13 protein-coding genes and 1 pseudogene are annotated in these 12,890 nt (G+C 74.5%); 9 read left to right on the forward strand and 5 right to left on the reverse strand.

Features of this window, described 5'->3' with window-relative positions; translation table 11 throughout:
- The 3 genes and pseudogenes from AKI01S_RS52070 to AKI01S_RS38370 form a co-directional block, all read left to right on the forward strand.
- A pseudogene (locus tag AKI01S_RS52070) lies at positions 1–498 on the forward strand (DUF6891 domain-containing protein); the annotation flags it as partial.
- Between the two features lie 44 nt (positions 499–542).
- Complete coding sequence (locus AKI01S_RS38365; protein WP_084000659.1) at positions 543–1,205, forward strand: PaaI family thioesterase; 663 nt, start codon at positions 543–545, stop codon at positions 1,203–1,205.
- A gap of 65 nt (positions 1,206–1,270) precedes the next feature.
- Complete coding sequence (locus AKI01S_RS38370; protein WP_067829640.1) at positions 1,271–1,750, forward strand: GtrA family protein; 480 nt, start codon at positions 1,271–1,273, stop codon at positions 1,748–1,750.
- Between the two features lie 79 nt (positions 1,751–1,829).
- On the opposite strand, the gene AKI01S_RS38375 is transcribed toward AKI01S_RS38370, so the two are convergent.
- Entirely contained in the window at positions 1,830–3,434 is a 1,605-nt protein-coding gene (locus AKI01S_RS38375) for an alkaline phosphatase D family protein (protein ID WP_084000660.1), read from the reverse strand.
- Positions 3,435–3,572: 138 nt separating this feature from the next.
- Complete coding sequence (locus tag AKI01S_RS38380; protein ID WP_067829643.1) at positions 3,573–3,947, reverse strand: winged helix-turn-helix transcriptional regulator; 375 nt, start codon at positions 3,945–3,947, stop codon at positions 3,573–3,575.
- A gap of 115 nt (positions 3,948–4,062) precedes the next feature.
- On the opposite strand from AKI01S_RS38380, the gene AKI01S_RS38385 reads away from it, so the two are divergent.
- On the forward strand, positions 4,063–4,530 hold the full coding sequence (locus tag AKI01S_RS38385; protein ID WP_067829645.1) for a luciferase domain-containing protein: 468 nt from the start codon (positions 4,063–4,065) through the stop codon (positions 4,528–4,530).
- Here the strand turns inward: AKI01S_RS38385 and AKI01S_RS38390 are convergent.
- Entirely contained in the window at positions 4,527–5,315 is a 789-nt protein-coding gene (locus tag AKI01S_RS38390; RefSeq protein ID WP_084000661.1) for an SDR family oxidoreductase, read from the reverse strand. The genes AKI01S_RS38385 and AKI01S_RS38390 overlap by 4 nt on opposite strands.
- Positions 5,316–5,365: 50 nt before the next feature.
- Here AKI01S_RS38390 and AKI01S_RS38395 point away from each other — a divergent pair, with 50 nt between their 5' ends.
- The 5 genes from AKI01S_RS38395 (at position 5,366) to AKI01S_RS38415 (ending at position 11,948) form a co-directional block, all read left to right on the forward strand.
- Positions 5,366–7,492 (forward strand): hydantoinase/oxoprolinase family protein, encoded by a 2,127-nt coding sequence (locus tag AKI01S_RS38395; protein ID WP_067829648.1) that lies wholly within the window; start codon positions 5,366–5,368, stop codon positions 7,490–7,492.
- Complete coding sequence (locus AKI01S_RS38400; protein ID WP_067829651.1) at positions 7,477–9,024, forward strand: hydantoinase B/oxoprolinase family protein; 1,548 nt, start codon at positions 7,477–7,479, stop codon at positions 9,022–9,024. Before AKI01S_RS38395 ends, AKI01S_RS38400 begins: the two co-directional genes overlap by 16 nt.
- Entirely contained in the window at positions 9,021–9,863 is an 843-nt protein-coding gene (locus tag AKI01S_RS38405) for a TIGR03619 family F420-dependent LLM class oxidoreductase (RefSeq protein ID WP_067829654.1), read from the forward strand. Before AKI01S_RS38400 ends, AKI01S_RS38405 begins: the two co-directional genes overlap by 4 nt.
- A gap of 64 nt (positions 9,864–9,927) precedes the next feature.
- On the forward strand, positions 9,928–10,608 hold the full coding sequence (locus tag AKI01S_RS38410) for a response regulator transcription factor (RefSeq protein ID WP_067829657.1): 681 nt from the start codon (positions 9,928–9,930) through the stop codon (positions 10,606–10,608).
- Positions 10,605–11,948 (forward strand): ATP-binding protein, encoded by a 1,344-nt coding sequence (locus tag AKI01S_RS38415; RefSeq protein WP_067829661.1) that lies wholly within the window; start codon positions 10,605–10,607, stop codon positions 11,946–11,948. Before AKI01S_RS38410 ends, AKI01S_RS38415 begins: the two co-directional genes overlap by 4 nt.
- A gap of 6 nt (positions 11,949–11,954) precedes the next feature.
- On the opposite strand, the gene AKI01S_RS38420 is transcribed toward AKI01S_RS38415, so the two are convergent.
- The gene (locus AKI01S_RS38420; RefSeq protein WP_067829663.1) at positions 11,955–12,461 is read right to left on the reverse strand and encodes a GNAT family N-acetyltransferase; all 507 of its coding nucleotides are present in this window, start codon (positions 12,459–12,461) and stop codon (positions 11,955–11,957) included.
- 158 nt (positions 12,462–12,619) lie between these two features.
- On the reverse strand, positions 12,620–12,871 hold the full coding sequence (locus tag AKI01S_RS38425; RefSeq protein WP_067829665.1) for a hypothetical protein: 252 nt from the start codon (positions 12,869–12,871) through the stop codon (positions 12,620–12,622).
- Between the last annotated feature and the right edge of the window lie 19 nt (positions 12,872–12,890).

Raw genomic sequence — 12,890 nt, forward strand, 5'->3', positions numbered from 1 at the left:
CTCGCCGGGGACCCGGCCGCGATCGCCGGGGAGGTGGCGGCGGCGCTGACCGGGCGCGGGCTGGCGGCCCCGGTGCCGCGCGACGGCGACCTGTGGCTGCCGCTGACCTGGCGGCGGCGCCGCTACGGGCGGCTGGACCGGTGGCCCGGCGCGCCGGAGGCGGAGCGCGGCCCGCTCACGGTGTCGTTCCACGACGAGGCGCGGGAACGTTCCGAAGAGGAGCAGCCGATGTCGTTCGCGGCGTGCCGGGGCGTGCTGTACGACCTGGTCCCGGTGCCGGGCAGCTTCCTGGTGTGCGCCGGAGCGTCGGGCGCGGTGGCGCAGGCGGTCTGGGAGCCGGGCCCGCGGCTGTGGATGGAGACCCCCGACGGGGCCGCGCGCCGCTCCCACGGCCGCCACGTCACCCCCGACGAGGCGGTGTCGGTGATCCGCGCGCTGGCCGAGCGGGACCGCGTCACCCTCGGCGAGCTGGGCCCGCTGGAGGTCGTCCACTGGTGACCGGCACTGCTTAGAATCGGGTTCGGTCAACTGCGGGAGGGCACATGAGCGAGGCCGGGACGGCGGATCCGACGCGGCGCAACCGGATCCACGAGGCGTGGGACCGGCGGATCCTGGCCGAACGCACCCTGGCGGACGACCAGGTCGCCGCGCTCGCCGACCTCGCCGCGCGGGTCCGGGCGCTGACCGACGCGGTGGTGCACACCCGCGTCCCGGCCGACGAGATCGCCGCCGTGTCCGCCGAGGTCGCCGCGTTGACCGACCGGCTGTCGGCCGTTCGGGGCGAGGCGCCCCCGATCGGCTCCCACGACGGCACCGGCCGCGCGCTGGCCAGCCCGGTCAGCGGCCCCCTCAACCCGATCGCCCCGCCGGTGGACATCGAGCCGCTGCCCGGCGGCGGGGCCCGCGCGGCGTTCACGCTCGGCGGCGTGTACGAGGGACCGCCGACGTTCGTGCACGGCGGAGTGTCGGCGATGATCCTCGACCAGCTGCTCGGCGTGGCGGCCGCCGCCAACGGCACCCCCGGCATGACCGCCACCCTCGACCTGCGCTACCGCCGCCCCACCCCCTACGGCGTCCCGCTGACCGCCGAGGCGCGCGTCGCGCGCGTCGAGGGCCGCAAGACCTGGGTGGACGCCTCGATCGCCGCCCCCGACGGGAGGACGACGGTGGAGGCGACGGCGATGTTCGTCATGCCCGCCCGCTGACCTCCCGCCGGGGCGGAATGTCGGACTTGGACCTTTCATAGCAAGATCACGGGTAGGGTTCCGGCATGCCGACCGCCGCCCAAGCCGTCCTTGACAAGGTCCCCGAACCCGTCCGCCCGATTCTGGTGAAGAACCGGGTGCTGGTGAAGTTCGGGCTCACCGGCGGCCTGTGCTTCGTCGTGACGATGGCGATCAACTACGCGCTGAAGTTCACCGTGCTGGAGCACAAGCCGGTCACCGCGTTCCTGATCGCCACCGCGTTCGCGACCGTGCTGTCCTACCTGATGCAGCGCCGCTGGGCGTTCCGGGTGAAGACCGAGCGCCGCCGGGGCGAGTTCTCGGTGTTCGTGCTGGTCAACGCGGTGTCGATGGGCATCAACGCCGTCCCGCTGTGGATCTCGCGCTACGTGCTGGGACTGGAGCACCCGGCGGTGGGCCATCTGGTCCAGGAGCTGGCGGACTTCGTCAGCAGCATGCTGCTGGGCACGTTGCTGGCGATGCTGTTCCGCTGGTGGGCCTACCGGCGCTTCGTCTTCTCCGGCTGAGCGCATGACCTCACGAGGCGTGCTGGTGACCGGGGCCTCCCGGGGGGCGGGCGCCTCCCACCTGCGCTAGGCCCGGGGGTCAGAGCCAGGAGCGGGTGAGGCGCTGCGAGCCCGACGCCGTGGTGAACGTGGCCGCCCGCGCGGCGGTGGCGTCGCGGCGGGTCCGGTCCGACACGAAGAACCAGTCCATCCGGGCCCGCTCGCGGCGCAGGTCGAGCACGCCGAAGCCGTGGGAGTCCAGTTCCGACCAGCGGACGTGCGGGTTGGTCGCGGACAGGACGGCCTCGGCGGCCAGCGAGACGGTGCGCGGCGGGACCTTCAGGAAGTCGTCGATGTTGTCGCTGGTCACCGACGGGACGACGAACTCGGTGGCGACCGAGGGGACGCCGGGGTAGCGGGCGGCGTGCAGCGGAACGTCGTTGGCCCAGCTGGTGTGGATGTCGCCGGTCAGGAACACCGTGTTGGTGATCTTGTTGTCGTGCAGGTGGCCGAGCAACTCCTTGCGGTCGGCGGTGTAGCCGTCCCACTGGTCGGCGTTCACGGCGATGCCGCCGGAGGGGATGCCCAGCAGCCGGGCCAGCGGGCCGAGCACGTCGGCGGCGACCGCGCCGATCGCGACCGGACTGATCATCACGGAGTTGCCGACCAGCCGCCAGCGGGCGCGGCTCCCCGACAGCTCGTCCTTCAGCCACGCCATCTGCGCGTCGCCGGTGATGGTGCGCGCCGGGTCGTCCACGGCGACCCCGGTGACCTGCCTGGACCGGTAGCTGCGCAGGTCGAGCAGGACCAGGTCGGCCAGCCGCCCGAACCGCAGCGCGCGGTAGATGCGCTCGTCCGGGCCGAACCGGACCGGCATCCACTCGGCGTAGGCGCGGTGCGCGGCGGCCCGGCGGGCGGCGTAGGGGCCCTCGGTCGCCGGGTCGTGGTTCTCCGCGCCGCCCGACCACTGGTCGTTGGCGATCTCGTGGTCGTCCCAGATCACCATCCAGGGGCGGGCGGCGTGCAGCGCCTGGAGGTCGGGGTCGGTCTTGTAGAGCGCGTGCCGCTGCCGGTAGTCGGCGAGCGTGAGGATCTCGTGGGCGGGCGCGTGCTGGCGCACCACCCCGCCGTCCCCGGGGAACCCGCCGGTGCCGTACTCGTAGAGGTAGTCGCCCAGGTGGATGACGCCGAACAGGTCGTCGCGCGCCGCCAGGTGGCGGTAGGAGGCGAAGTAGCCGGCCTCCCAGTTCGAGCACGACACGACGCCGAACCTCAACGACGTCACGTCGGTGTCGGGGGCGGGCGCGGTGCGGGTGCGGCCGGCCGGGGAGGCGACGCCGTCCAGCACGAACCGGTAGTGGTAGGCGGTGCCCGGGGCGAGGCCGCGCACGTCCACCTTGACGGTGTGGTCGCGCTCGGGGCCGGTGGCCGACGACCCCGAGCGCACGATCTGGCGGAAGTCCGCGTCGGTGGCGACCTGCCAGGTCACCGAGGTGCGGGGGCCGTTGCCGGAGCCGGGGAGCGAGTCGGCGGTCGGCGTCACCCGCGTCCACAGGACGACCCCGTCGGGGAGCGGGTCGCCGGAGGCGACGCCGTGCCGGAAGAAGGGGGAGGGGGCGGCGTGCGCGACGCCGGGGAGGGCGGCGGCCGTCACCAGCCCCGCGCCGCCGATCTTCAGTGCGTCACGGCGATTCAGTTGGGTCACAAGCGCCGAAGGTAATTCACGTTCCGCGATTGACAACAGGTCCGGCCGCTAGAGGTCACGCACTGTTCACTGGCTTGACGGGCGGACCGGGACGGTGTTCGCGGCGGTCGCGGGCGCTGAGGGCGTGCCACCGGCGCCTCAGCGGACCCGCCGGTCGGCCTCGTCGTAGGCGCGGCGGGCCGCCTCCACGTTCGCCAGGTGGGCGTCGGACCACTCGGTCAGCACGGAGAAGACCGGGCCGAGGGTCCGCCCCAGATCGCTGATCTCGTACTCCACCCGGGGCGGGATCTCCGCGTGGTACGAGCGGATGACGAGGCCGTCGCGCTCCAGCTGCCGCAGCCGCTGGGTGAGCACCTTCGGCGTGATGCCGGACAGGCGCCGCTGGATCTCCACGAACCGCTGGCGGCCGTGCTCCTTGAGCACCCACAGGATCGGCGTCGTCCACCGGCTGAACACCACGTCCACCACCGGGCTGATCGGGCATGCCTCGACGGCCTCCACCGGCTCGCGCATCGTGCCGCCTCCCGTTCAGTTCCTGCTGGAGAGTCACTATCTTCTAGGAACTTAATATATGCAGGATGTTAGCTTCCCTTTCGTCAGGACCGCCCATCGAAAGGGAGACGTCGGCATGACCGCGCTCACACTTCCCGTCCGCGCCGGTGGACGCCCCCGGACCGGCCCGTCGGTGCCCCATGTCCAGCTCAGCCAGAACAGCCCGGACGAGGTGCGTGAACGGCTCAAGCGGTGGATGACCGAGAACCTGCGCGACGCCGTGATCCGCCCCAGCGAGATCTCCGAACCGGGGGCGCTGGCCTTCTTCCTGGACGGCGCGGCGCCCCCGGCGGGCGCGGTGCTGCTGCCGCCGCGGCTGAACGCCGAGTTCGCGCACGTCCACACCGACGGCAGCCTGCACATGGCCCTGGCCGAGGAGGACCAGCGCGAGCTCGTCGACAAGGGCTGGGGCGAACGCCATCCGCTGTACTCGCCCACCGTCAACGTGGTGATGCTCTACGGCCCCCGCACCGACGGGGAACTGCGGATCGCCGAGGCCGTGATCGGCGCCTCGTACCGCTACGCCACCGGCCACGACCTCTAGGTGAACAACTGTCCGCCGTTCACGTCGAGGGTCGCGCCCGTCGTCGCCCGCGCGTGGTCGGAGGCCAGGAAGACGACGGCGCGGGCGACGTCCTCCTCGGTCGCGATCCGGCGCAGCGCCATCGCCGCCACGTCGCGGGCGCGGATCTCCTCGAACGTCACCCCCTCCGCCGCCGCGCGGGCCCGCATCCAGTCGTCGAGGACGTCGCTGGCGATCCAGCCGGGCGCGACGCAGTTGACGCGGACGCCGGACGGGCCGAGCTCGTCGGCCAGGCAGTGGGACAGCAGGTGGACGGCGGCCTTCCCGGCGGCGTAGTCGGAGCGGCCCGCGTAGCCGGTGCGCGACGACATCGAGGTGATGTTGACGATGGAGCCGCCACCCGCCGCGACCATGTGCGGGGCGAGGTGGCGGCAGCACAGCAGCGTCCCGTAGGCGGCGATCTCGACGGCCCCGCGCCACCGCTCCAGGCAGGCGTCGTCCATGTCGAGGACGTTCCTGCGGTGCGTGCCGGGGAACGCCGCGTTGACCAGCACGTCCACCCGGCCGAACCGGCCGATCACCGCGTCGGCGAGGCGCCGCACCTGGGCGGGGTCGGCCACGTCGGTGGGCACGGCCAGCGCCGCGCGGCCCTCCTTCCCCACCTCGGCGGCGATCCGCTCCAGCGTCTCCGCGCCGCGCGCCGCCACCACCACGTCCGCGCCCTCGCGCGCCATCAGCGCGGCGAGGGTGCGGCCGAGGCCGGGACCCGCACCGGTGATCACCGCGACCTTGCCCTGGAGCATCATGCGCACTACCGTACCAAGCGGCCGCTAGGTTGGTTTCGTTCGGAGGGCGCGTGGACCCCACCTGCACCGACCCCGCCTGCACCGTCGCCACCGACGTCGGCGGCACGTTCACCGACGTGGTCCTGACCGACGGCACCGGGCGCGTCACCGTCGCCAAGACCCTCACCACCCCCGGCGACCCGACCGAGGGGCTGCTGCGCGGCGTCCGGGAGGTCCTCGCGGAGGCGCGGGTCGCGCCGGGGGACGTCGGCCGGTTCACGCACGCCACGACGCTGGCCACCAACGTGATCCTGGAGCGCACCGGCGTGCCCGTCGCGTTCGTGACCACCGAGGGCTTCACCTCGATGCTGGAGCTCGGACGGCGGGCGCGCGTGGAGGAGGAGCGCTACGACCTCGCCTACGCGCAGCCCGAGCCGCCGGTGCCCCCGTCGCACACCTTCGGCGTCCCCGAGCGGATCTCCGCCACCGGGGAGGTGCTGCGGCCCCTGGACGAGGAGGCCGCCGCCCGGACCGCCGACGCGATCGCCGCGCTCGGCGTCGCGGCCGTCGCGATCTGCCTGCTGCACTCCTACGTCAACCCCGTCCACGAGGAACGCCTCGCCGCGCTCCTGCGGGCCCGGCTCCCCGGCGGCGTCCCCGTCGTCACGTCCTCGGCGGTCTGGCCCGAGATGGGGGAGTACGAACGCGCCACCACCACCCTCATGTCCGCCTACGTCGGCCCCGTCATGGCCTCCTACCTGGAACGCCTCGGCGGGCGCCTGCGCGGCATCGGGATCACCGCGCCCGTCCACGTCATGGAGTCGGCGGGCGGGGTGCTGCCCGCCGCGCTGGCCGCCGCCCGCGCCGTCTACACCATCGAGTCCGGCCCGGCCGCCGGGGTGATCGCGGCGGCCCGGCAGGGGGCGCGGCGCGGGCTGGCCGACCTGATCTCCTTCGACATGGGCGGCACCACCGCCAAGGCGGGGCTGGTGCGCGGCGGGCGCCCCGGCGTCACCCACGAGTTCCAGGTGGGCGGCAAGGGCAGCTTCGGCGGGCGGCGGCCCGGCACCGGCGTCCCCATCAAGGTGCCCGCGATCGACCTGGCCGAGGTCGGGTCCGGCGGCGGGTCGATCGCGTGGGTGGACGCCGGGACGCTGCGCGTGGGACCGCGCTCGGCCGGCGCCGACCCCGGACCGGCCTGCTACGGGCGCGGCGGCGCGCTCCCCACCGTCACCGACGCCGACCTCGTCCTCGGCTACCTGGACCCCGGCGGGTTCGGGGGGTTCCGGCTGTCGCCGGAGCGGGCGCGCGAGGCGATCCGCGCGCACGTCGCCGAACCGCTGGGCGTGGACGTCGTGCGGGCCGCCGCCGCCGTCCACGACATCGCCAACGCGCAGATGGGCGCGGCCGTCCACGTCGTCACCGTGCGGCGCGGCATCGACCCGCGCGGCTTCACCCTCGTCGCGCTCGGCGGGGCCGCCCCCACCCACGCCGTGCGCCTGGCCGAGCGCTTCGGGATCGGCCGGGTGCTCGTCCCGCCGCACGCCGGGGTCGGATCGGCGGTCGGGCTGCTGTACGCCGACCTGGCGATCGAACGCGCCCGCACGTTCCTGGCGCCGGTGTCGTCGCTGGTGTCCTGCTCGGCCAGCCGCGACAACCTGGGCGCGCTGGCCGAGGCGTTCGCCGGGCTGGAACGCGCCGCGCTCGCCGACCTCGCCGCCGACCCGGCGGACGTGGAGGTCACGCGGTCGGTGGGGATGCGGTTCGTCGGGCAGTCGCACGCGTTCACCGTGGACCTGCCCGCCGGGCCGGTCACGCCGGGGACGGTGCAGCACGCCGCCGAGGAGTTCTACAAGCGGTACCACGAGTCCTACGGCATCGACCTGCGCGATCCCGCCGAGGTGACCACGGCGCGGGTGCGGGCGGTGCTGCCGTCGGGCTCCCGCGACCTGCCGCGCGCCGAACCGGGGCCCGGCACGGCCGGGGCGCGGCGGGTGTGGCTGGACGGGGCGTTCCACGAGGTGCCGGTGCGGTCCCGCGCGGGCCTGGCGCCGGGGGAGACCGTCACCGGGCCGTGCGTCGTCACCGAGCCCCAGTGCTCCCTGCTGGTCCCACCCGGCTGGCGCGGCGCCCCCGACGACACCGGCGCGCTGCTGCTGGAAGCGGCACGAGGGGAGGGCCCATGGCCGACGCGCTGACCGCCGAGATCCTCCGCAACGCCCTGTGCGTGGCCGCCGAGGAGGCCAGCATCGTGGTGGTGCGGTCGGCGTACTCGACGTTCATCGTGGAGGGCGCCGACGCCGCCGCCGCGATCCTGGACGCGCGCGGGCGCCTGGTCGCGCACTCGCTGTCCACGGCGCTGATCCAGTGCGCGAGCCTGCGCAGCGCGCTGCCGTTCGTGCGGAGGGCGTACCCGGAGATGCGGCCGGGCGACGTGTTCGTGCTGAACGACGTCTACCAGGGCGGCATCCACGCCAACGACCTGCTCGTCTTCCGGCCCGTCTTCGTCGGCGGCGAACCCGCCTACTTCACCGGGACGCTCATCCACGTCGCGGACCTGTCGGGCCTGTCGGCGGGCGGCATGGCCTCCGACGCCACCGACGTGTACCTGGAGGGGCTCCAGCTCCCGCCGGTCCGGATCGCCACCGCCGACGGGCCGGTGGACGACCTGGTCCGCGTGCTGGCCGCCAACAGCCGCACGCCCGACAAGCTGGTCGGCGACCTGCGCGCGCTGATCGCCGGGGCGAACGTCGCCGCCCGCCGCCTGGAGGAGATCATCGCCGGCTCCACGCCGTCCGGGCTGGCCGCCGGGATCGAGGACTACCTCGCCGACACCGAACGCCGCATGCGCGAGGGCCTGGCCGCCGTCCCCGCCGGAACGCACCGCGGCGAGTACGCCCTCGACGACGGCCACACCGTGCGCGTTGCGGTCGTCTCCGACGGGGCCGGGACGCTCACCGTGGACTTCGACGGCACCGACGAGCAGGTCCCGCTGCCCGTCAACGCGGGCTTCTCCCAGACCCACGGCGGTGTGATGTACGCGGTCCGCTGCTTCGTCGACCCGACGCTGCCGATGAACGAGGGCTGCTTCGCGCCGGTCGAGGTGCGGATGCCGCGCGGGACGCTCGTGCACTGCACGCCGCCGTTCCCGGGCGGGGGCCGGTTCGGGACGGTCGCCGCCGCCGAGGAGGCGATCCTGTCGGCGGTCACCGGGGCGCTGGAGCACGGCGGCGTGGCGGCGTCGGGGATCCTCCAGGCGTTCAGCCTCAGCGGGGCACGGCGGCCGTGGCTGCACATGTCGTTCGACCTCGGCGGGTCGGGCGCGCGCGAGGACCACGACGGCGCGGACGCCACCGGCGCGCTGTTCGGCGGCGGCCGCAACATCATCCCGCAGGCCGAGCCGATCGAGGCGCGGCTGCCGGTCCGCGTCGAGGAGGTCTCGCTGATCCCCGGCTCCGGCGGCGCGGGCCGCCATCGGGGCGGCCGCGGCACCCGCACGGTGATCCTGATGCTGGAGGACGCCCGCGTCGACACGCGCGGCGACCGGCTGCTGCGTCCCCCGCCGGGCGCGGCGGGCGGCGGCCCGGGACGCGCGGGCGGCTACTACCGCCGCCGCGCCGACGGGATCCTGGAACCCCTCGGCACCAAGGCGACCCGCCAACCCCTCGCCGCCGGGGAGGCCCTGGTCGTGGAGACGTCCGGAGGCGGCGGCTACGGGAGGCCGCAGTGAAGTTCGGAGTGCCCCTCGGCCTGGTCCACCCGGCCGCCTGGCGGGAGCTGGCGGTCACCGCCGACCGCCTGGGCTTCGAGTCGGTGTGGCTGGCCGAGCACCTGGTGTTCGCCACCGACCTGTCCACGGCCCGCTACCCCGGCACCGACAAGCCCGGCATCCGGCCCGGGACGCCGCTGTTCGACGCGCCCGCCTACCTGTGCGCCCTCGCCGCCGTCACCGAACGGGTCCGCCTCGGCACCGCCGTGTACCTGTACGGGCTGCGGCACCCGTTCGTGGCGGCCCGCGCGTTCGCGACCCTCGACCAGGTCTCCGGCGGCCGGGCGATCGTCGGGGTCGGAGCGGGCTGGTACGAGGGCGAGTGGATCGCCGCCGGGGTCGACTTCGCGACCCGAGGCCCCCGCCTGGACGAGGCGATCGGCGTCTCCCGCCGCCTGTGGACCGAACCGGCCGTCGAGCACCACGGCGAGTTCTTCGACTTCCCCGAGGTGGCCTTCGAGCCCAAGCCCGTCCAGCCCCGGCTGCCGATCCTGGTCGGCGGGGAGTCGAAGGCGGCGCTGCGGCGCGCGGCGACGCTGGGCGACGGCTGGATCAGCATGCCGCACACCCTGGAGTCGGTCCGCCCCCAGCTGGAGCTGCTGCGTTCCTACCGGGTGGAGGCGGGCCGCGAGTACCGTCCGTTCGAGCTGACGGTCCATGCGTACTCGCTTTCCGGACCAGAAGAAATTGCGGAATGGGAGCGGCTCGGCGTGCACCGCCTCATCGTCCGCCCCTGGGAGCGCAGCCGCGAGGCCGCCGACCGGCTGGCCGACTTCGCGCGAACTTTCGCCCTATCCTGATCTTTCCAGGGCGAGATGCGACAATTGACGACGCCTGCGACGTCCCATGGCATACGGTGCCGACATGGCGAGTGTTCTGGTGGTGGAGGACGACGCGAACGTCCGCACCGCTCTGATCCGGGAGCTGAGCGCGCGCTCCCACGTGGTGCGCAGCGTCGGTACCGCGATGGACGCCCTGCGCGAGGTCACCCAGGACCCCCCCGACGTGGTCGTGCTCGACCTCGGCCTGCCCGACCTGGACGGCGGCGAGATGCTGAAGATGCTGCGCGGCGTCTCCGACGTCCCCGTCATCATCGCCACCGCCCGCGACGACGAACCCGAGATCGTCCGGCTGCTCAACGCCGGGGCCGACGACTACCTCATCAAGCCGTTCTCGGCCGAGCACCTCAGCGCCCGCCTGTCGGCCGTGCTGCGCCGCGCGGCGCGGTCCGGCCCCACCGCCGAACTGCGCGTCGGCGGCCTGCACATCGACCTCGACCGCCGCACCGCCGGGCTCGACGGCAAGCCCCTGGAGCTGACCCGCCGCGAGTTCGACCTGCTGGCCTACCTGGCCGCCCGCCCCGGCCACGTCGTCCCCCGGCGCGAGCTGCTCGCCGAGGTGTGGCGGCAGGCCTACGGCGACGACCAGACGATCGACGTCCACCTGTCCTGGCTGCGCCGCAAGCTGGGCGAGACCGCGGCCAAGCCCCGCTACCTGCACACCGTCCGCGGCGTGGGGGTACGGCTGGCCGACCCGCACGCATGAGACGCACCCTGGTCCTGGTCTCCCTGGCGGTCACCTCGATGGTGGCGCTGGCGTTCCTGATCCCCCTGGCGCTGACGGTCCGCGAGATCGCCCGCGACCGGGCGGTGTCGGCCGCCGAACGCCAGGCGGGCGCCCTGGGCCCCGTCCTGGTGGTCACCGACGACCCGGCCGCCCTGGAGAGGGCCATCGCCGCCACCCAGGCCGGAGCCCAGCGCCGCATGGCGGTCCACCTGCCCGACGGCGAGGTGGTGCCGCCCCCGCCCAACGGCTCGCGCGCCGTGCCGGGCCAGCTCGACGACGCCGTCCAGCGGGGCCGTTCCATCACCGCGCGGGTCCGGGGAGGCTTCGCCCTCCTGCAACCGGTGGCCCTGGAGGGCGGACGCAACGCCGTGGTGGAGGTCCACCTGCCCGCCGCCGACCTGACCCGGGGCGTCTGGAAGGCGTGGCTGGTGATGACGGCGGTCGCCGCGGCCCTGGTGGCGGGCTCGGTGGCGGTGGCCGACCGGCTGGGCGCCCGCATGATCCGCTCGACCCGCCGCCTGGCCGAGGCGGCGACCTCGTTCGGCGACGGCGACCTGAGCGCCCGCATCGAACCCGACGGCCCCCCGGAGCTGGTGGAGGCCGCCATGGCCTTCAACGGGATGGCCGACCACGTGGTCCAGCTGCTGGCGGCCGAACGGGAGATGGCCGCCGACCTGTCCCACCGCCTGCGCACCCCCCTGGCGTCCCTGCGCCTGAACGCCGAGGCCCTCGGTGACGGCCCGGTGGCCGACCAGACCCGGGAGGCGGTGGACCGCCTGGAGCAGGAGGTGGACCAGATCATCCGCACGGTGCGCCGTCCCACGGGCCGGGGGAGCTGCGACGCCGCCAAGGTCCTGCGCGACCGCGTGTCGTTCTGGTCGGTGCTGGCCGAGGACGAGGGCCGCGGCTGCGAGCTCATCGGGGCGGACCGGCCCGCCCCCCTGCCGCTGCCCGCCACGGAACTGGCGGCGGCGGTGGACGCCCTGCTGGGCAACGTCTTCCGCCACACGGCCGAGGGGACCGACTTCGCGGTCACCCTCCACCAGGGCCAGGGCGTCACGGGGATCCTCGTGGCGGACGCGGGCCCCGGCATCGACGACCCGAGGGCGGCCCTGCAACGGGGCCGCAGCGGAGGCGGCTCGACGGGCCTGGGCCTGGACATCGCCCGCCGGGCCGCGGAGTCGACCGGCGGCTACCTGCGCATCCACCGCTCGGTGCTGGGCGGGGCCCAGATCCAGATGTGGTTCAGGACCAAGTGGCTGCCCCCGACCCGCCGCCGCCCCCGCCGCCTGGTCCGCCGCCGCCACTCCAGGACGTGAGGGCCCTCAGCCGGTGACGCGCCGCGCGAGCAACTGCCCGGGCCATTCCCCGACCCGGAACCGCCGGACGGGCTCGAACCCGTTGCGCCGGTAGTACTCCACCAGCCGCCCGTCACCTCCGGCGTAGCAGTCGACGCGCACCAGCGAGACGCCCCGCTCCCTGGCCCGTTCCACCGCGTGCCGCAACAGGGCGCCCCCGACCCCGTGCCCCTTGAAGGCCCGGTCGGTGACCAGCAGTGTCACGTACACCTCGGGCTCCCCGGCGGGCTCCACATAGTCGTGCGGCCCCGCGGCCAGCGCGACGACGCCCGCCGCGCGTCCCCCGACCTCGGCGACCCAGACCTCGTCCCGCCCGACCAGCGCGGTGATCCGCTCGACCTTCGTCGGGTCCTCCGACCAGGGGCGCTCCCCCCACTGCCCGCTCCGCCCGTCGGCGACCAGCCACTCCACGGCCCCGTCGAGCATCCCGAGCACCACCGCCGCGTCCGCGTCCCCGCCCCGCCGGATCTCCATCTGACCACCCCTTCCCGGACCTCACGGTACGGCCCCGGGAACGGGAAACGCCCAGCGGCCGTGTCCCGGCGATAAACCGAAGGGACTTTCCGCTGGGCGGGCTATTCGGTTTCACCCGGCCACGATTCCGCGTGGCCGGGTTCCGTGCGAAGAGGCCGTCAGTGCGCCCTGCTGTAAACGTGGCGGACACTGGCGCCGTTGGGGCCCGCGCTGTAGTAGGAGTCCCTGAACACGACGGCGCCGTCCTCGTCGACATAGGCCTGGCGAATGTGCAGACGGCTGCCGCCGGCGTCGGCCTTCGTCCAGGAACGGCTGTATTCGGCGCCGGCGTGGGCCGCGGCGGGCACCGCCACGACGAGTCCGGCGGTGAGACACGCGGTGAGGGCGGCGCGCCCGGGCTTGAAGCTCATGGAGGTCTCTTTCAGGAGG

The organism is Actinomadura kijaniata NBRC 14229 (assembly GCF_001552175.1).
Lineage (GTDB): Bacteria > Actinomycetota > Actinomycetes > Streptosporangiales > Streptosporangiaceae > Spirillospora > Spirillospora kijaniata.